Raw genomic sequence first — 17,592 nt, forward strand, 5'->3', positions numbered from 1 at the left:
ACTTGTTCCTTTTTTATTGTTAGCTTTTGATATGTTTAGCTAAAGATTTGTGCTGAATTTGCACATTTTTGCCCTTGGCTTGGAAATATTGTCCAAGCTGTTGAGTAATATACACGGAACGATGTTTTCCACCTGTACAGCCAATCGCGATAGTTAAGTAACTACGGTTATTCTGTTCTAACATCGGTAGCCAAGTTTCAATATAATTGCGTGTTAAATAGATAAAATTATTAACTTCGTTATGTTTATTTAAAAATTCAGCGACGGGTTCATCTAGACCAGTGAGGGGACGTAATTCTGAATGCCAATGTGGATTTGGTAAAAAGCGCACATCAAATACATAATCTGCATCTAATGGTACACCATACTTAAAGCCGAAAGATTGGAAAATAATTTTTAAGTCTTTATCTGATGTTCCGCATAAGAAATCACGTAAACGTTCTGCTAACTCATGAGTTGAAAGACGTGTAGTATCAATAATTAAATTAGCATGCTGAATCAATGGCTCTAAATGTTTTTGCTCTTCATCGATTGCGGCTTCTAGTGATAAATCTTGAATGGATAATGGGTGTAAGCGACGTGAATCGCTATAGCGGCGAATTAAAGTACCGCGATCAGTCTCTAGAAAAATAATCTTAATTTGATGTTGTGCTTGTACTTTATTGAGGAGCTGTTCGAGCGTTTGTGAAGAATGTGGTAAGTTACGAATATCTAGACTGATTGCCACAGATTTATGATTTACTGACAAAATGTCGGCTAATTTAGGCAGTAAATCCAGTGGTAAATTATCAACACAATAATAACCAATATCTTCTAAGGCTCGTAAAGCGACGGATTTACCAGCCCCAGAACGTCCACTTACAATAATAATATCCATAAGCCTACTCGTTACTAATTAAACAGATTTGTTATTGTCATCAACAATTTCATCATTATCTTGATGTTCATTTGGCATATTTTGTTGCATATTTAGCTGATCTACATTTTCAAAAATATGCCAAATCTCATCTGCATTTTGTGCTGTACGTAATTGCTTGCAAAGCGTTTTATCGGAAAGCGTTTCGGCAATTTGAGGCAAGACTGAAATATATTTTTCGCACATTTTCTCTGGCACCAATAAGGCAAATACTAAATCCACGTTACGATGATCAGCGGACTCGTAGTCAATCGGTGAATCTAAATGAATAAAAACTGCTAGAGGGTCATTGCCTTCTGGAATACGCGCTTTGGGCATAGCGACGCCATTCCCTAAACCAGAGTTACCAATTTTTTCACGACTTAATAAGCATTCAAAGCAAAACTGTTCTGCATTTTCTAATTGAATTTGATCTGCAATCACTTGTGTGATGATTTCAAATAAACGTTTTTTGCTAGAACAAATGAGTCCCTGACGAATATTCTCAGGTTTAAGTAATTCAGTAAATTTAAGCATAGTAAAGTTAAAGTTTAAATTCTTCACCTAAGTAAACACGTTTTACTTGTTCGTTATTGAGTATCTCTTCAGGTGTACCAGTTGCAATCATTTTTCCCGCGCTGACAATGTAAGCTCGTTCACATACATCAAGTGTTTCTCTCACGTTATGATCGGTAATTAATACACCTAAACCACGATCACGTAAATCCATGATAATCTTTTTGATATCAATCACTGAAATTGGATCAACGCCTGCAAAAGGTTCATCTAATAAAATAAATTTAGGGTTTGCTGCTAAAGCGCGTGCGATTTCAACACGACGGCGCTCACCACCAGATAAGGATTGACCTAAATTGTTGCGAATATGACCTATATTAAATTCATCGATCAGTTCATCTGCTCTAGCACGGCGTTGATCTAGACTGAGATCTTTGCGGATTTCAAGCACTGCCATCAAGTTATCATAGACACTTAAACGGCGAAAAATAGACGCTTCTTGCGGTAAGTAACCAATACCACGTTGTGCACGGTTATGCATGGGTAGTAAACTAATGTCTTGGTCATCAATACGAATTTTACCTTGGTCGTGATTTACCAAACCGACTACCATATAGAAAGTGGTTGTTTTGCCAGCACCATTTGGACCAAGCAGACCCACAATTTCATTTGAATGCACGGTTAAACTTACATCTGAAACAACTTGGCGATTTTTGTAGCTTTTTGCTAAATTTTCAGCATAAAGAATAGACATACAAAACCTTATTTTTTATTTTTATCATTTAATTGAGTTGGAATAAGCACGGTTCGGACCCGTGAATGACCTGAACTATTCGCCTTTAATTGCTGTTTATTCACATCATAAGTAATTACGTCACTATTAATTTTACTATCTAACTGTTTTAATTCGGCGTTACCTGTTAACGTTAAAAACTCATGAGTCAGATCGTAATGAACTTTATTCGCTTGACCTTCAACAGGTTTTCCATCGTCTAGTTTTTGATAGAAAGTTACTGGATTGCCAAAGGCTTCGATCGTTTCTTTTTTGCCTGAATTTTCAGGTGGACGTTTAATAATGACTTTACTTGCTTTGATTAAAATAGAGCCTTGTGTAATCACAACATTATCTGTAAAAGTCACGATACTATTATCCATATCTAAAGATTGGTTATCAGAGACAATATTAATTGGTTGCTGTGAATCACTTTTAAGCGCAAAAGCAGGCAATGTTACTGTAAATAATGCGGCTAAAAGGAAAATATTATTGCTTGTTAATTTCATAGTACGTATTTACCTGCTCTTTTAAAGTCGCTACTTGCTGTTGCAAGTTACCTGTTAATTTTAAACCTGTTGAGTGGAAGTTTTGTCCATAAATCTTCACTGTTTTATCGGATGTGATATCTTGTGTTGATAAATTAACGACAGCACTTTCTGTTTCAACACGTTGTAAACGAGAACTGGTAAAAAGACTTTCTGCAATAACATTTCCTTCTAAATAAAGCATGTTGTCTTTTGTTAAAATGGCTTTGCTTGCACTTAATTTCCAGCTTTCTTTCTCTTTTTCTGAATTTTCTTGTGTTTCAATTTCAAATAAATAAACCTCTGGCAATTGAAAATGAGTTTGTCCAGAAGTAGTGAAATGTTCAACGGATTCAGAGCTTGCTAAATATTGTTTTTTTCCAGTTGGAGAGAACACGGTTGTTCTCATTTTTTGTCCAGTATATTCAGGGCTATCTGATTTTTTGATAAGCGTATTTAAATCTTGTTCACTTTGATTGAGTGAATAAAACCAGCCTAATAGCGCAAGTGCAATAACTGATAAAACAATATTCCAACGAATATTCATAGAACTTATTTTCAATTTGCTAGGGTTAATCATTGAGCTGTAATCATAGCATAATTTTAATAAAACAAATCAAAGTGCGGTAGGTTTTCAGAAAATTTTTATGTTAAGGAACATTTTCAAACAACAATAGTCAAAAGAGCGTATGTTTTATATTGACGAAAATTTGACATTCAAGTGGAATTAATAGAATATCCCACTTTGTTTTGAGATAGCTTAATTTAAAAAGAGACGTTATGAGTAATCCCTTAATTGAAGTGAAAAATCTCACTTTTAAACGAGGCGAGCGAACCATCTATGACAACCTGAATTTGCAGTTTGAAAAAGGTAAAATTACTGCAATTATGGGACCATCCGGTATTGGTAAAACCACTTTATTAAAGTTAATTGGTGGGCAATTACATCCTGAAAAAGGTGAAATTTGGTTCGAAGGACAAGATATTTGCCAATTGTCTAATTCAGAACTGTATCAAGTACGCCAAAAAATGGGAATGCTATTCCAGTCAGGCGCACTATTCACTGATATTTCAACATTTGATAATGTTGCATTTCCAATTCGTGAGCATACTCGCCTGCCAGAAGAATTAATCCGTAAGATTGTGTTAATGAAGCTTGAAGCTGTTGGTTTACGCGGCGCAGCAGAGCTGATGCCTTCGGAGTTATCTGGAGGGATGGCAAGACGCGCAGCTTTAGCAAGAGCGATCGCGCTTGATCCTGAATTAATTATGTTTGATGAACCTTTTGCTGGACAAGATCCAATTAGCATGGGAGTGATCTTGAGTTTAATTAAGCGTTTAAATGAAGCATTGCAATTGACTTCTATTGTCGTTTCTCACGATGTGCAAGAAGTGTTAAGTATTGCGGATTATGCTTATATTATTGCAGATAAGCGTGTTATTGCAGAAGGGAGCGCAGCACAGTTGCTGCAAAGTGAAGATCCACAAGTTCGCCAATTCTTAGATGGTGAAGCGGATGGGCCTGTCCGTTTTCATTTTCCTGCGCAAGATTATGTGGAGGAACTGTTTAAATGATCAAATTTATTGCTAATTTTGGACACAATGCAATTAGTGCTTGCCGTGCAGTTGGGCGTGCTGGATTTATGTTATTTGGTGCACTAGTGGGTCAGCCTCGAGTAAGAAAACATTTTCCTTTATTGGTAAAACAATTACATGTGCTTGGTGTGCAATCTTTACTTATTATTATGCTGTCAGGTCTATTTATTGGTATGGTGTTAGGTTTACAAGGCTATGTTGTTTTAGTGGATTTTTCCGCTGAAACGAGTTTAGGGCAGCTTGTTGCACTTTCGCTATTACGTGAATTAGGACCTGTTGTGACCGCACTTTTATTTGCTGGTCGTGCGGGTTCTGCTTTAACTGCTGAAATCGGTTTAATGAAAGCAACAGAACAATTATCTAGTTTAGAGATGATGGCGGTAGATCCCTTACGTCGTGTGATTGCACCACGTTTTTGGGCGGGAGTCATGGCAATGCCAATTCTTGCTGTGATTTTTACCGCAATTGGTATTTGGGGCGGTTCTTTAGTCGGTGTAGATTGGAAAGGGGTTGATGCAGGTAGTTTTTGGTCTGTAATGCAGAATTCAGTGACTTGGGAAAATGATTTATTGAATGGCTTTATTAAAAGTGTTTGTTTTGCTATTGCAGTTGTTTGGATCGCATTATTTAATGGCTATGATTGTATTCCAACCTCAGAAGGGATTAGTAAAGCGACGACAAGAACAGTTGTACATGCTTCATTAGTTGTGTTGGGCTTAGATTTTGTATTAACAGCATTAATGTTTGGTGCAAGTTAATTACTACTTGATTTAATTATTTGGATATTAAAGGAAATATTATGCGACAAACGCGGATATATGAATTTTGGGTTGGTTTGTTTTTGTTACTTGGTATTGGTGCATTAGTCTTTTTAGGCTTAAAGGTTGCCAATATACAAGGATTTAGTGAAACCAAATCTTATAAAATTCATGCAACTTTTGACAATATTGGTGGGCTAAAAGTCCGTGCACCACTGAAAGTGGGTGGTGTTGTTATTGGTCGAGTGACTGAGATTACATTAGATGAAAAAAGTTATTTACCCATTGTGACGGTGGCGATTGATGAACGCTATAATGAAATTCCAGAAACAAGTGCTTTGTCAATTAAAACATCTGGCTTATTAGGCGAACAATATATTGCATTAAGTGTTGGTTTTGATGATGGTGAAGTCGCAATGTGGAAAGAAGGTACTCGCGTTGTAGATACTAAATCTGCGTTAGTGTTGGAAGATTTAGTTGGACAATTCTTATATGGTGATCGTAATAAGAACGAGGCGGGCACAGCGTCAGAGGCAAGTGAACAATAGCGCTGAATGTTCAATTTTTTTAGGAAGTTAAGTAGGAGAATACTATGTTGGCAACATTGAAAAGCATGATGGCAAAAATTGTGGTAGTTTTGACCGCACTTTTTTCAGTTCAAGTATTTGCAGCAGAGACACCTTATGATTTAACCGTAGAAGTGTCTGAAAAATTATTTAAAAACATTACAGCTAATCAAGCTAAAATCAAACAAGATCCTAATTATTTGAGAACAATTGTACGTTCTGAACTTATGCCTTATGTTCATGTTAAATATGCAGGTTCAAAAGTATTAGGTAAAAATTTTAAAGCAACTACGCCAGAGCAAAGAGAAAAATTCTTTACTGCTTTTGAGCAATATATTGAACAAACTTATGCACAAGTACTAACTTTGTATTCGGATCAAAAATTACAAATTGATAAGCCAAAAACAGAATCGGCAGATAAAACGGCAAGTATTCGTGTCAAAGTTATTCAAAGTGGTAATCAAGCGCCAGTTAATTTAACTTTTTATTGGTATAAAAACAGTAAATCTGGGAAATGGCAAGTATTTGATATGAGCGCCGAAGGCGTAAGTATGGTAGAAACGAAAGAGAAAGAGTGGGCACCGATAATTGTAAAAAGCGGCTTAGATACACTCACTGAACAAGTTGAAAAAGCAGCAAAAGTACCAGTGACTTTAAGTAAATAAGCAAATGAAAACAGTAAAAAGTTTAACTTGGGCAATAAAACAAAATGATGATAATATAACTCTCCAATTCATTGGGGAGTTATCTCGTGACACGTTGCTGCCTTTATGGGAGCAACGTGCTTCTTTTTTATCAGCAGAAAAACGCAATACGTCATATATCTTTTGGGACCTATCCCAAGTGAGTAGAATTGATTCTGCTGGTTTTGCATTATTGTGTGATTTTTTGCAATATTGCCAAACTGTAGTAAAGCAGGAATATCACATTGTGTTAAAAAATGCACCAAGCCAATTATTCACATTGGCAGATTTATTTGGGCTATCCGCTTGGATAGCAACATTTGTTCAATCCGACGGAAATAATTAATGGAAACGCAAGAAATAGAACGAATTTTAAAAGAAGCATTAAACTTAGATGAGGTTTATGTTCAAGGTGAGAATGCGCATTATGGTGTGATTGCGGTTAGTGATGAGTTTGCAGGTTTATCAAGAGTCAAGCAACAACAACTTATTTATGCTCCATTAATGGAACATATTTCAAGTAACGCGATTCATGCATTGACAATTAAAACTTATACCGTTGACAAGTGGAAGCGTGAGCGCTTGTTTAATCAACCTTCTTAAAGTAAGCAGTAGGATATTCTTATGCAAAAATTTCGTGTTTATGGGCAATCTCGTTTAAAAGGTTCGGTTAATATTTCTGGTGCAAAAAATGCGGCATTACCTATTCTGTTCGCTGCTATTCTGGCGGAAGAACCAGTGACGTTAACGAATGTACCTGAGTTAAAGGATATTGAAACAACATTAAAAATTTTACGTAAATTAGGGGTTGTTGTAGAACGTGGTGAAAATGGCGCGGTGCATTTAGATGCGTCAAGTATCGATCATTTTGTTGCACCATATGAATTGGTTAAAACGATGCGTGCTTCTATTTGGGCTTTGGCGCCACTCGTTGCACGTTTTAACCAAGGACAAGTTTCATTGCCAGGCGGTTGCTCTATTGGTGCGCGTCCGGTAGATTTGCATATTAGCGGGTTAGAGCGTTTAGGGGCACAAATTGCATTAGAAGATGGTTATGTTAAAGCATTTGTTGATCATCGTTTAGTTGGAACGCGTATTGTTGTAGAGAAAGTGAGTGTAGGTGCCACTTTATCTATTATGATGGCAGCAACCTTAGCTAAAGGTAAAACAACGATCGAGAATGCCGCGCGTGAACCTGAAATTACAGATACTGCGATTTTCTTAAATAAAATGGGCGCTAAAATTTCAGGTGCTGGTACAGATACGATCATTGTAGAAGGTGTTGATCGTTTAACTGGTTGTAAACATCGTATTGTGCCAGATCGTATTGAAACGGGGACATTCCTGGTCGCTGCTGCAATTTCTGGTGGTCGTATTGAATGCCATAATACTAAAGCTGATACGCTTGATGCTGTGATCGATAAATTACGTGAAGCAGGTGCGCAAATTGATGTAACAGAAAACAGCATCGTTTTGGATATGTTAGGTAATCGTCCTCGTGCAGTAAATATTCGTACTGCACCATACCCGGGTTTCCCAACTGATATGCAAGCACAATTTACTTTATTAAATATGGTAGCTTCAGGTACAAGTATCATTACTGAAACTATTTTTGAAAACCGTTTCATGCATATTCCAGAATTAATTCGTATGGGCGGAAAAGCTGAAATTGAAGGAAATACGGCGATTTGTCATGGTGTCGATCATCTTTCTGGTGCTGAAGTCATGGCAACAGATCTGCGTGCATCAATTAGTCTTGTGCTAGCGGGCTGCATAGCAACAGGGGAAACGATTGTTGATCGTATATATCATATTGATCGTGGTTATGAACGTATCGAAGAAAAATTACGCGGTTTAGGTGCGCGAATTGAGCGTTTTTCAAGCGAAACAGAAGAGTGTTAATAGTTTGATGTGCTAATATTCTGTTTTTATTCTTTATTAAAAAACCACTTCAAGATAGGAAGTGGTTTTTTATAGGATTAATTTTTTAATTAACACTTTATTTTCTTATTTCTGCTGAACTGGGATGACAATAATACTCCTTGTTTCTTCTTTTACTTCGCAAAGTTGTACTTGGATCACATCGCCAATTTTGTAAGCAAGCTTACCTTGAATATAAAGTGAAAGCTCATCAGAATTAACGCTCATTTCCTCTTTATTGTCATGTAAAGTAGGTGCTGGAATAAAGGCATAAGCGCCATTTTCAAGCAATTGGACACGTAAACCACTACGCATTACATCTTGTACTTTAGCTTCAAATTCGGGTTTTTGTGCAACTTTCTCGGCTAGATAACGACAATATAACCAATCTGCAATATCACGCTCAACTAAACGATTTTGACGACGTGCCTCTTGTAAGCGAAGCAAGATTTCATCTTGTGGTTTTTCATAGGGTTGATTAGTTAAAATGGCTTTAATTAAGCGGTGGTTTACCATATCTGAATATTTACGGATAGGTGAAGTCCAAGTAGCATAACCTGTCAATCCTAAGCCAAAATGTGGCGCGAATTCAGTTTTAAATTCTGCAAAAGTTAACAGACGGCGTAAACGAAATTCCAAATAATCATTGTCTACTTGTTCAATATCACGACGCATTTGGCAATAGCCTGTGAGCGTGGTGAGATTATCTACCGAATAGCGTTCTGTTAACAGTGCATGATTCGTGTCATTTGCCAAATTAGTGAGTAGGAAATGATGTGCTGTGTCAAGGTTCTTTTTATCGAAGCCTGCATGTGTATTGAAAATGCCACATTTTGCATGTTCATCTAAATATTCTGCTGCACAAATATTTGCAATAATCATGGCTTCTTCTACGATTTGATTCGCGATACGTCGATATTCCGCTTTGATTTCAGCCACTTTGCCATTTTCAGCCAAAATGAAGTGATAATCAGGTTTTTCTTTAAAAAGTAAAGAATGTTGCTTACGCCACTGGATACGTGCTTGTGTGAATTGATGTAGCCAGTCAATTTGTTGTGCTATTTCTACGGTTTCAGGCTGCCAAGCATTAACTGCTTGTTCTAAATAGTCAGAAACGTGTTCATAAACTAATTTCGCTTTTGATTGAATGTAAGCAGAAACAAAATGCGGTTTTGCACTAAGATTTCCGGCTAAATCTGTTTCAATATAACAAACTAATGCTGGGCGAATTTGATCTTTGGTTAATGAACAGATTTCATCCGCTAGCTCTCTTGGTAACATTGGAATATTAAAGCCAGGTAAGTAATTAGTAAAACAACGTTGTTTGGCATCTTGTTCAATCGTTGAATTAGACGGTATGTATGCTGTTGGGTCCGCGATAGCAACAACTAATTTCCAGCCTGTTTGCTGCTCACCTTGCTTAATAGGTTCAATATATAGTGCATCATCCATATCAAGCGTGGTTTCGGCATCTATGGTAACAAAGTGAAGTGCGGTCAGATCTTCGCGAGTTTGCTGATCGTGCATTTGATAGCTCGTTAATCCATTTACTGGATAGCGAGATTGTTCATGGCGTGCCAAAGTAACCCACCATGGTGCGAATTCATCATCGGCATGGCAAATAAATTCATTAATTTGTGCAAAGAAAAAGCGATCATCACGTAAAGGATGGGTTTTAAGGTTTGCTACGACCCAATCGCCTTCTTGCAACTCTTCTTTGATCGCTTTTGCTTTATTTGCGCCAATTGCGTGGTTAATTTGCGGATGATCAACTAAGATTTGGAGTTTTTTCTCTTTATTAAAGCGTACACGTGCAATGAAGCGAGTCAGCATTGGTTCGAGGAGTTGATCTGGTTCAGCTTGTTCTTTGTCACCAATAACTTCAATCAAGGCTTTGATCTTATCGCCATGCATCACTTTTTTCATTGCTGCAGGAGGAATGAAATAACTTTTTTTGTCACATTCAAGGAAGCCAAAGGCTTTATCAGAGGCTTTAACCGTGCCTTCAACTTGCAGTTTACTTTCTCGGATTTGTTGTTTTAATTGGGAAAGAAGGGGATTGTTTTGGAACATTGAGAAATATCCATTAAAAAGTCAAAAAAAGCGGACAAGATCGTCCGCTTAGAATAAATAATAAAAACCTATTCAAGTTCGCCCATAGCGACAATGCTGAAACCTGCATCAACATGCAATACTTCACCAGTGACGCCAGCTGCAAGATCTGAACACAAGAATGCAGCAGAGTTACCAACATCTTCAATAGTTACAGTGCGGCGTAAAGGTGCAGTCTGTTCAAAATTGGCAAGCATTTTTTTGAAGTTTTTAATGCCTGATGCAGCCAGTGTGCGGATTGGTCCTGCAGAAATAGCATTGACTCGAATGCCTTCTTTTCCTAAAGACGCTGCCATAAAACGAGTATTTGCTTCTAGTGACGCTTTGGCTAAGCCCATTACGTTATAGTTTGGAATTGCACGCTCTGCACCTAAGTATGAAAGGGTTAATAAGGCAGAGTTTGGATTTAACATTTGGCGAGCAGCTTTGGCCATGGCAACAAAACTATAAGAACTGACATCATGAGCAATACGGAAACCTTCACGATTGACTCCATCAACATAATCGCCATCTAATTGATCCGCTGGTGCGAATGCAATTGAATGGACAAAACCATCAAATTTATCCCAATGTTTTGCCAGCTCAGTAAAACATTGTTCAATGCTTTCATCTGTCCCTACGTCACAAGGGATGACAATATCTGAACCTAATTCTTTTGCAAATTCTTCTACACGGCTTTTTAATTTGTCATTTTGATAGGTGAAGGCTAATTCGGCACCTTCACGTTTCATCGCTTGCGCAATACCGTAAGCGATAGAACGATTGCTTGCAACCCCAGCAATTAAAATACGTTTATTTGTTAAAAACCCCATAATCAATACCTTTTCGTATGTTAAAAATTGTGGCTAGTATAAGGGAAAATATGGATAAATACAAAGCTGACCTTATTTAAGCTGGATTATCAATGTCTTTAAACTCAACAGCTAAACCATAAGTTTGTGTTAGCCATTCGCCTAATGCTTGGATACCATAACGCTCAGTAGCATGATGACCAGCAGCGAAGAAATGAATGCCTTGTTCACGGGCTGAATGGATAGTTTGTTCTGATACTTCGCCTGTAATAAAAGCATCAATGTCTTGATTAGCGGCTAAATCGATATAACCTTGACCACCACCAGTACAGATTGCAACAGTACGGATTAAGTGTGGTGCGTGATCACTGCATACTAGCGGTTTTCGTTTTAATACTTGCTCAATACGTTGTGCAAAAGTCTCACTAGTTAAGGGGGTTTTTAGTGTACCATAAACGGGAATACTGATAGTACCTTGTTCTAAAGGTTGTAGGTTTTCGATTTCTAATAAAGCTGCTAAACGGGCATTATTTCCTAATTCAGCATGTACGTCTAACGGTAAGTGGTAAGCATATAAATTAATATCATTGACTAATAAACTTTTAATGCGTTTACCTTTCATGCCGCGAATACAAAGACTTTCACTTTTCCAAAAATAGCCGTGGTGAACTAAGATGGCATCAGCTTGTTGAGATATTGCGTAATCAATCAGAGCTTGGCTAGCAGTAACTCCAGTGATGATTTTATTAACTTCAGTTTTTCCTTCAACCTGTAGACCATTGGGTGCGTAGTCTGAAATACTTTGGCTATTTAATTTCTGGTTTAGAATTTGCTCAAGTTCAATGTGATTCATGCTGGTTAGTAATCCTATAGTGATAAAAGAATGAGGCAATGGTAAAGGATTTGAGGTGGAATAAGAAGAAAAAAATGGCTAATGTGAAAATCTTTTTCAAGATTATGGGGGAGTGTTCACATTAGCCGAATTGTTTTACTACTTGAATAAGAAAACAGATTCATTATATATTTTATTATATAATGATCAAGTGAAATATGAATAAAAATGAAAAAAGGTGATAAATCACCTTTTATTCAATTCCTATTAATTTGTGAGTTTGTATACTTAACTGCCATTTTGGTTTATTAACTCGTTGATTTAAAACACCTAATTGTGTAATTGTTTTAAGTAAATTCATTTCACCATTGACTTCACAAGGTGATAAATAGTAATGATTTGCTTTGATTCGTTGTTCGATTTGCTCGCAAAAATCTAATACATCTTCATCTGCAACAATGCGGACTTCATGAGCAAAGGGAATGCACTGTTGCTGATATTTATGCTGATATAATCGCTTTGGGCTAGTAGCAATATAGTCGATTTGTGCTGGAACTGTTTTTAACCCATTGGTTTCAATCGCGAGAAAATAACCTTCTGCTTTTAAGTGATCAAGTAGTTGATCAATTTTAGGTACAATGGTGGGCTCGCCGCCAGTGATAATGATATTTTTGCTAGAAAATGACCGCACTTTATCTAGAATTTGTGAAAGTGTCCAAAGGCTATGTTGGTTGTAATTGGTATCACACCATGGGCAAGCCAGATTACATTTGCCAAAACGTACAAAAATACTTGACATGCCAGTATTCAACCCCTCACCCTGCAAACTCTCAAAAATTTCGACAATGTGATATTTCAATTGTAAAACATCTTGAATTAGCACCGCACTTATTCCTCATATTCACAAAATGAAGTAGGAGTTTCCCAAAGACGAATAGCAGAAATAGGTAAATTTTCCTCATATTTCAAACAATTGAAAATAAAACGAGCCATTTCTTCTGCAGTAGTACGCGTTGGCAAGGCAAAGGTTTTAGAATCTAACGACTGTAATAATGTGGCAACTTTCGTTTCTTTTTCACTATGGCTATCATAAATAAAAGCATGATCCATAGGATCTAAAATACGTTGTTTAACAATTTTTTTTAAATCTGAAAAATCAATGACCATACCTCTTTTAGGGCCTGTTTGATGCAGATCGCCACAAAGTTCTACTTGTAGCTTATACGTATGCCCATGTAAATTTTTACACTTACCATCATGTCCATCGAGCATATGTGCCATATCAAAGCTAAATTCTTTCGTAATTTTAAACATAAATTAGACCACCGCACTTTTCATTGAAAGATATTCTTGTAACCCCTTTTCACGTAATATACAACTTGGGCATTCAGCGCAACCTTGTTCAACACCCATGTAACAAGTATGGGTATGCTGGCGAATATAGTCTAAGGCGCCGAGTTCATCTGCCAACTGCCATGTTTGTGCTTTGGTGAGATACATTAAAGGTGTTTTGAGATTAAATTGGTAATCCATTGCGAGATTTAATGTGACATTCATGGATTTAATAAAGATATCACGGCAATCAGGATAACCACTAAAATCTGTTTCGCATACACCAGTAATAATATCTTGAATTCCTTGCCCTTTAGCATAAATTGCGCTGTAGAGCAGAAATAAGGCATTGCGCCCATCAACGAAAGTATTGGGAATATTTCCTTGTTGCACAATTTTAGCTTCATTATCCATTAAGGCATTTGTCGTAATTGCTTGAATGACAGAGGTATCAATCAATGTTTGTTTTACGCCAAGATCTTGTGCTATCCATTGTGCTTTTGCTAGCTCAATAGCATGACGTTGCCCGTACTGGAAAGTGATAGTTTCCACATTTTTGACACCGTAGTCTTGAATCGCTTGAATTAGACAAGTGGTAGAATCTTGTCCACCAGAAAAGATGACAATCGCTTTACGATCGTTATTTGGATTAGTTAACTGCATTATTTTTCCTAGTTTTGTTTCGGGCAAATAAACTATTTATTTGCCCAAGTGGGATGGTTACGAACCACTTTTGAATGTCATTGGATAGGAGAATTCCCTATCGCCATATAACGAATTTCGGTTATTTGTTTGATAAAATTTCCGCTAATTCGAGATCCTGTTTAACATCAATATCTACAGAACGATAAGTTGGCATTAAATAAAATTTTAATGGTGGAATAAAGAAGTATTTTTCTTTGAGTAAGCTATCGATATCATTAATGTAAATAGCACCATTAGCGCGATACATTTTAGGCAATGTTTGACGTGCAGCTTCAAAATCTTGGATTTCACGAACAGGCAAGACTTCATGATTTTCATCTAAAGAGAAAGCCTTATAAGGGTGATGTTCACATTCGCAAGCTGAAACGACGGATTTGACACCGCCATTAATATACATATCCATTGCGTTTTTTATATCAAGGTGATCACGTAATGGGCTTGTCGGTTGCAATAAGGTACAAGTACCTTGTTTAAGACCTAATGTTTGTAATGCATGTAAAACTGCATCAATTGTTCGTGAGTTATCTTGGGCTAATTCAACTGGTCTTTTAATTGTTATTGCACCATATTTTTTGGCTTCAGCTAAAATGTTATCCCCATCTGAAGTTACTATGATTTGATCAAATACGTTAGCATTTTTCGCTGCTAAAATAGCACGACCGATAAGAGAGTGTCCGCCAACAAGCTGAAGGTTTTTATCAGGAATTCCTTTTGAACCTGCGCGTGCTGGGATAATTGCGATACTTACCATAATAGGCCCCCTATTTATTACCAATTACAACTGTTTTAATGTATCCCAAAAAATAACTTGAGATTCATCAATGATACCTAAACGTTGCATCACTTTTACATATGGATTATTAAGTGCATCTTCTTTACTTTTTACTTGTTTATTAGTAGTAAATATAATGTGGCTAATTTTTTCTTTCGGTAATGAAAAATAAAGCGAACTTGCAATTCCGCCAACTTTGTCAGGTAATAAACCTGTCATCATTAAGATTTCAAAAGAGATATTGGCAGGGATATTAGTAATATCTTTGGCATTATTTAGAATATATTCATTAATTTCATCCCCTTTAGGATGACCTTTGAAATAGACTTTATAGTCATCTCCAATGAATAATTCTCCATTAGGTTGCGTAAAGTGTTTTAAGAGATTAAGCTGCTGTTGAGCATAGTACTCTCTGACATCTGTCTTCGCTTCCCAAGTCGTGGTACCGGTGAATATAAATTTTTTCTCAGTCGTTTCTAATAATTGTTTAATTTGATCATTAAAACCAACTAACTTTAAATATAGGGCTTGTTTTTCTGAAGATAAATCTTGATAAGCAAATAACGCCATTTTTTGGTAGTTGTCTTGTAAATATTCTTTAAGTGGTTTAATAAATGCTGCTTTTTCAAAATATTCAGGACTTAAAAAATGATATTTTACAGGAAACTGTGATTGCCATACATAACGAGCAACGATTGGGTTATCGAATTTGGCTTTTCCAGTCATTAAAAAAGAAGCTAATTGTTGCTCTGCTTGAGCAATAGCTTTTGGAATATCAACATCTTGCAGATTTTCTAAACCTACATATTCTAATGAGCCGTCATCATATAAATTAAGACTACGGATAGAAACTCGTGATGGATGTTTAAAGCGGTACGCCAAAATAGGTTGAATGAGTTTTGTTGCATGTGCAATACTCATATGTAAATCTAATTCTAACGATTCAGGATATTGATCTAAAATTGAGAAGAGTTCCTCAGTTGGTTTTTCATCTTTAATACCTACCATATCGATATGTTGGTATTGCTTTTGAATCTCTTCTGGCATTTTAAAACGAGTATGGCCAAAAATGCGTGCAGTTTCTTTATCATCACTTTTTTGCGTAAAATCCATCAATTGGTTTAAGGCAGGAAGGGATGCAGGATCTAAATAAATAGTCACTGATTTAGCCCAATTTGATGCACTTATTATCGATAAAATACAAAAGATGGCAATTTTGAATTTGAATAAATAATTTTTCATATTGAGCTCCTATAAACTTATCCCCAACATTGCGCTGGGGAATAAATGTTTGTTTATTTTTGTTTCATTGCAGGGAAGAGAATAACATCTCTAATTGAGGCAGCGTTAGCAAATAACATCGCTAAACGGTCGATCCCTAGACCTTCTCCTGCTGTTGGCGGTAAACCGTGTTCAAGTGCGGTGACAAAATCTTCATCTTTGAACATTGCTTCATCATCGCCTGCTTCTTTTGCTGCAACCTGAGCATCGAAACGTTCGTTTTGATCTTCGGCGTCATTTAATTCTGAGAAGCCATTACCAATTTCGCGTCCACCAATAAATAGCTCAAAACGATCTGTCACCTCTGGATTTGCATCATTACGGCGTGCTAGTGGTGAAATTTCAGCAGGATGTGCCATTAAGAAAGTAGGTTGAATTAAATGATGTTCTGCGACTTCTTCAAAAATAACATTGACAAGGCTACCTAATCCCCATGATTTTTGTACTTCAATACCTAACTTCTGCGCGATAGCAACAGCACGATCAAAATCATATAAATCTTCTTTTACAATGCCTTTGTCTGCACCATATTTTAAGATCGCGTCATGCATAGTAATGCGTTCAAACGGTTTACCGAAGTCAAATTCGTCGTCACCATAAGGAACTAGAGTTGTTCCCAAAATATCAAGCGCTAATTTGCGCAACAATTCTTCTGTATTATCCATTAAATCGTGATAATCTGCATAAGCTTGGTAGTATTCAAGCATAGTAAATTCAGGATTATGACGAATAGATACGCCTTCATTGCGGAAGTTGCGGTTTAATTCAAATACGCGCTCAAACCCACCAACCACTAAACGTTTTAAGTAAAGTTCAGGTGCAATACGTAAATACATATCTACGTCTAATGCATTGTGGTGTGTGACAAATGGACGCGCAGAAGCACCACCCGGAATGATTTGTAACATCGGTGTTTCTACTTCCATAAAGCCTTTCGAGATAAAATAGTCACGAATCCCCGCGATGACTTTTGAACGAATAATAAACGTGCGGCGTGAGTCTTCATTTGAGATCAGATCTAAATAACGTTGACGATAACGGGTTTCCTGATCGCTTAAACCATGGAATTTATCTGGTAATGGACGAAGTGCTTTAGTTAATAATTCGACTTCAGTACAACGTACAGTTAATTCGTTAGTTTTGGTTTTAAATAGCGTTCCTTTAACACCAATAATATCGCCTAAATCCCAACTGCCTACATCTTCTGCATAAACACCTTCAGGTAAATTGTCACGCGCAATATAGAGTTGGATGCGACCCGACATATCTTGTAGTGTAATGAAAGTTGCTTTACCCATTGCACGACGTGTCATGATACGACCAGCTACTTTGACTTCTACTTCTTGTGCTTTTAACGCTTCGCCTTCTATGTCGTCATATTTGATATGTAACTCTTGCGCAAGCGCATCGCGACGGAAAGTATTTGGAAATGGGTTGCCTTTGGCACGCAATGCGGCTAATTTTTCACGACGAACTAACATTTCGCCATTAAGGTCAAGTTCTTGGATTTGTTCTGACATATTTTTCCTTTCAA

Annotated in this window: 21 protein-coding genes; 7 read left to right on the forward strand and 14 right to left on the reverse strand. The window is 36.8% G+C overall.

All coding sequences use genetic code 11. The annotated features are described in order from the left end of the window. Positions 1-19: 19 nt before the first annotated feature. From rapZ to lptC, 5 genes are read right to left on the reverse strand one after another with little or no spacing between them, the layout of a single operon-like run. A complete protein-coding gene (rapZ, locus tag ACFSAV_RS03400) occupies positions 20-877 on the reverse strand; it encodes an RNase adapter RapZ (protein WP_379096185.1) in 858 nt (285 codons plus the stop codon). 18 nt (positions 878-895) lie between these two features. After that, positions 896-1,432: a PTS IIA-like nitrogen regulatory protein PtsN gene (gene ptsN / locus ACFSAV_RS03405; protein ID WP_101774683.1), complete on the reverse strand. Its 537-nt coding sequence runs from the start codon at positions 1,430-1,432 to the stop codon at positions 896-898. Between the two features lie 7 nt (positions 1,433-1,439). Next, positions 1,440-2,165 (reverse strand): LPS export ABC transporter ATP-binding protein, encoded by a 726-nt coding sequence (gene lptB, locus ACFSAV_RS03410; RefSeq protein WP_101774684.1) that lies wholly within the window; start codon positions 2,163-2,165, stop codon positions 1,440-1,442. A gap of 8 nt (positions 2,166-2,173) precedes the next feature. After that, positions 2,174-2,692 (reverse strand): lipopolysaccharide transport periplasmic protein LptA, encoded by a 519-nt coding sequence (gene lptA / locus ACFSAV_RS03415; protein WP_379096189.1) that lies wholly within the window; start codon positions 2,690-2,692, stop codon positions 2,174-2,176. Beyond that, a complete protein-coding gene (gene lptC / locus ACFSAV_RS03420; protein ID WP_101774686.1) occupies positions 2,673-3,257 on the reverse strand; it encodes an LPS export ABC transporter periplasmic protein LptC in 585 nt (194 codons plus the stop codon). The genes lptA and lptC overlap by 20 nt, the downstream gene beginning before the upstream one ends. A 233-nt stretch (positions 3,258-3,490) precedes the next feature. Here lptC and mlaF point away from each other — a divergent pair, with 233 nt between their 5' ends. From mlaF to murA, 7 genes are read left to right on the forward strand one after another with little or no spacing between them, the layout of a single operon-like run. Continuing rightward, a complete protein-coding gene (gene mlaF, locus ACFSAV_RS03425; RefSeq protein ID WP_101774687.1) occupies positions 3,491-4,285 on the forward strand; it encodes a phospholipid ABC transporter ATP-binding protein MlaF in 795 nt (264 codons plus the stop codon). After that, positions 4,282-5,064, forward strand: coding sequence for a lipid asymmetry maintenance ABC transporter permease subunit MlaE (gene mlaE / locus ACFSAV_RS03430; protein WP_101774688.1), 783 nt, complete (start codon positions 4,282-4,284; stop codon positions 5,062-5,064). The genes mlaF and mlaE overlap by 4 nt, the downstream gene beginning before the upstream one ends. Positions 5,065-5,105: 41 nt before the next feature. Then, positions 5,106-5,612 carry an outer membrane lipid asymmetry maintenance protein MlaD gene (gene mlaD, locus ACFSAV_RS03435; RefSeq protein WP_379096193.1) on the forward strand — a complete coding sequence of 169 codons (507 nt, stop codon included), beginning with the start codon at positions 5,106-5,108 and terminating at the stop codon, positions 5,610-5,612. A gap of 44 nt (positions 5,613-5,656) precedes the next feature. Continuing rightward, a complete protein-coding gene (gene mlaC / locus ACFSAV_RS03440) occupies positions 5,657-6,295 on the forward strand; it encodes a phospholipid-binding protein MlaC (protein WP_101774690.1) in 639 nt (212 codons plus the stop codon). 4 nt (positions 6,296-6,299) lie between these two features. Beyond that, the gene (locus ACFSAV_RS03445) at positions 6,300-6,659 is read left to right on the forward strand and encodes an STAS domain-containing protein (RefSeq protein WP_101774691.1); all 360 of its coding nucleotides are present in this window, start codon (positions 6,300-6,302) and stop codon (positions 6,657-6,659) included. Next, positions 6,659-6,916 (forward strand): BolA family protein, encoded by a 258-nt coding sequence (locus tag ACFSAV_RS03450; protein WP_101774692.1) that lies wholly within the window; start codon positions 6,659-6,661, stop codon positions 6,914-6,916. Before ACFSAV_RS03445 ends, ACFSAV_RS03450 begins: the two co-directional genes overlap by 1 nt. Positions 6,917-6,937: 21 nt before the next feature. Continuing rightward, the gene (murA, locus tag ACFSAV_RS03455; protein WP_379096197.1) at positions 6,938-8,215 is read left to right on the forward strand and encodes a UDP-N-acetylglucosamine 1-carboxyvinyltransferase; all 1,278 of its coding nucleotides are present in this window, start codon (positions 6,938-6,940) and stop codon (positions 8,213-8,215) included. A gap of 105 nt (positions 8,216-8,320) precedes the next feature. Here murA and rnb read toward each other — a convergent pair whose 3' ends face one another. The 9 genes from rnb to lysS form a co-directional block, all read right to left on the reverse strand. Beyond that, the gene (gene rnb, locus ACFSAV_RS03460; protein ID WP_379096200.1) at positions 8,321-10,306 is read right to left on the reverse strand and encodes an exoribonuclease II; all 1,986 of its coding nucleotides are present in this window, start codon (positions 10,304-10,306) and stop codon (positions 8,321-8,323) included. A 68-nt stretch (positions 10,307-10,374) separates the two neighbouring features. Continuing rightward, positions 10,375-11,157, reverse strand: a complete 783-nt coding sequence (gene fabI, locus ACFSAV_RS03465) for an enoyl-ACP reductase FabI (RefSeq protein WP_379096203.1) — start codon at positions 11,155-11,157, stop codon at positions 10,375-10,377. Positions 11,158-11,233: 76 nt separating this feature from the next. Beyond that, entirely contained in the window at positions 11,234-11,989 is a 756-nt protein-coding gene (locus tag ACFSAV_RS03470) for a Nif3-like dinuclear metal center hexameric protein (protein WP_379096206.1), read from the reverse strand. 232 nt (positions 11,990-12,221) lie between these two features. After that, positions 12,222-12,767: a 7-carboxy-7-deazaguanine synthase QueE gene (locus ACFSAV_RS03475; RefSeq protein ID WP_379096467.1), complete on the reverse strand. Its 546-nt coding sequence runs from the start codon at positions 12,765-12,767 to the stop codon at positions 12,222-12,224. A gap of 89 nt (positions 12,768-12,856) precedes the next feature. Further along, entirely contained in the window at positions 12,857-13,282 is a 426-nt protein-coding gene (gene queD, locus ACFSAV_RS03480; RefSeq protein ID WP_379096209.1) for a 6-carboxytetrahydropterin synthase QueD, read from the reverse strand. A 3-nt stretch (positions 13,283-13,285) separates the two neighbouring features. Next, positions 13,286-13,963 carry a 7-cyano-7-deazaguanine synthase QueC gene (gene queC, locus ACFSAV_RS03485; protein WP_379096212.1) on the reverse strand — a complete coding sequence of 226 codons (678 nt, stop codon included), beginning with the start codon at positions 13,961-13,963 and terminating at the stop codon, positions 13,286-13,288. A 121-nt stretch (positions 13,964-14,084) separates the two neighbouring features. Further along, the gene (locus ACFSAV_RS03490) at positions 14,085-14,756 is read right to left on the reverse strand and encodes an acylneuraminate cytidylyltransferase family protein (RefSeq protein ID WP_379096215.1); all 672 of its coding nucleotides are present in this window, start codon (positions 14,754-14,756) and stop codon (positions 14,085-14,087) included. A gap of 24 nt (positions 14,757-14,780) precedes the next feature. Beyond that, complete coding sequence (locus ACFSAV_RS03495) at positions 14,781-16,019, reverse strand: multifunctional sialyltransferase (protein ID WP_379096218.1); 1,239 nt, start codon at positions 16,017-16,019, stop codon at positions 14,781-14,783. 53 nt (positions 16,020-16,072) lie between these two features. Beyond that, positions 16,073-17,578, reverse strand: a complete 1,506-nt coding sequence (gene lysS, locus ACFSAV_RS03500) for a lysine--tRNA ligase (RefSeq protein ID WP_379096221.1) — start codon at positions 17,576-17,578, stop codon at positions 16,073-16,075. Between the last annotated feature and the right edge of the window lie 14 nt (positions 17,579-17,592).

The sequence above is a fragment of the Pasteurella oralis genome, assembly GCF_042681465.1.
Lineage (GTDB): Bacteria > Pseudomonadota > Gammaproteobacteria > Enterobacterales > Pasteurellaceae > Pasteurella > Pasteurella oralis.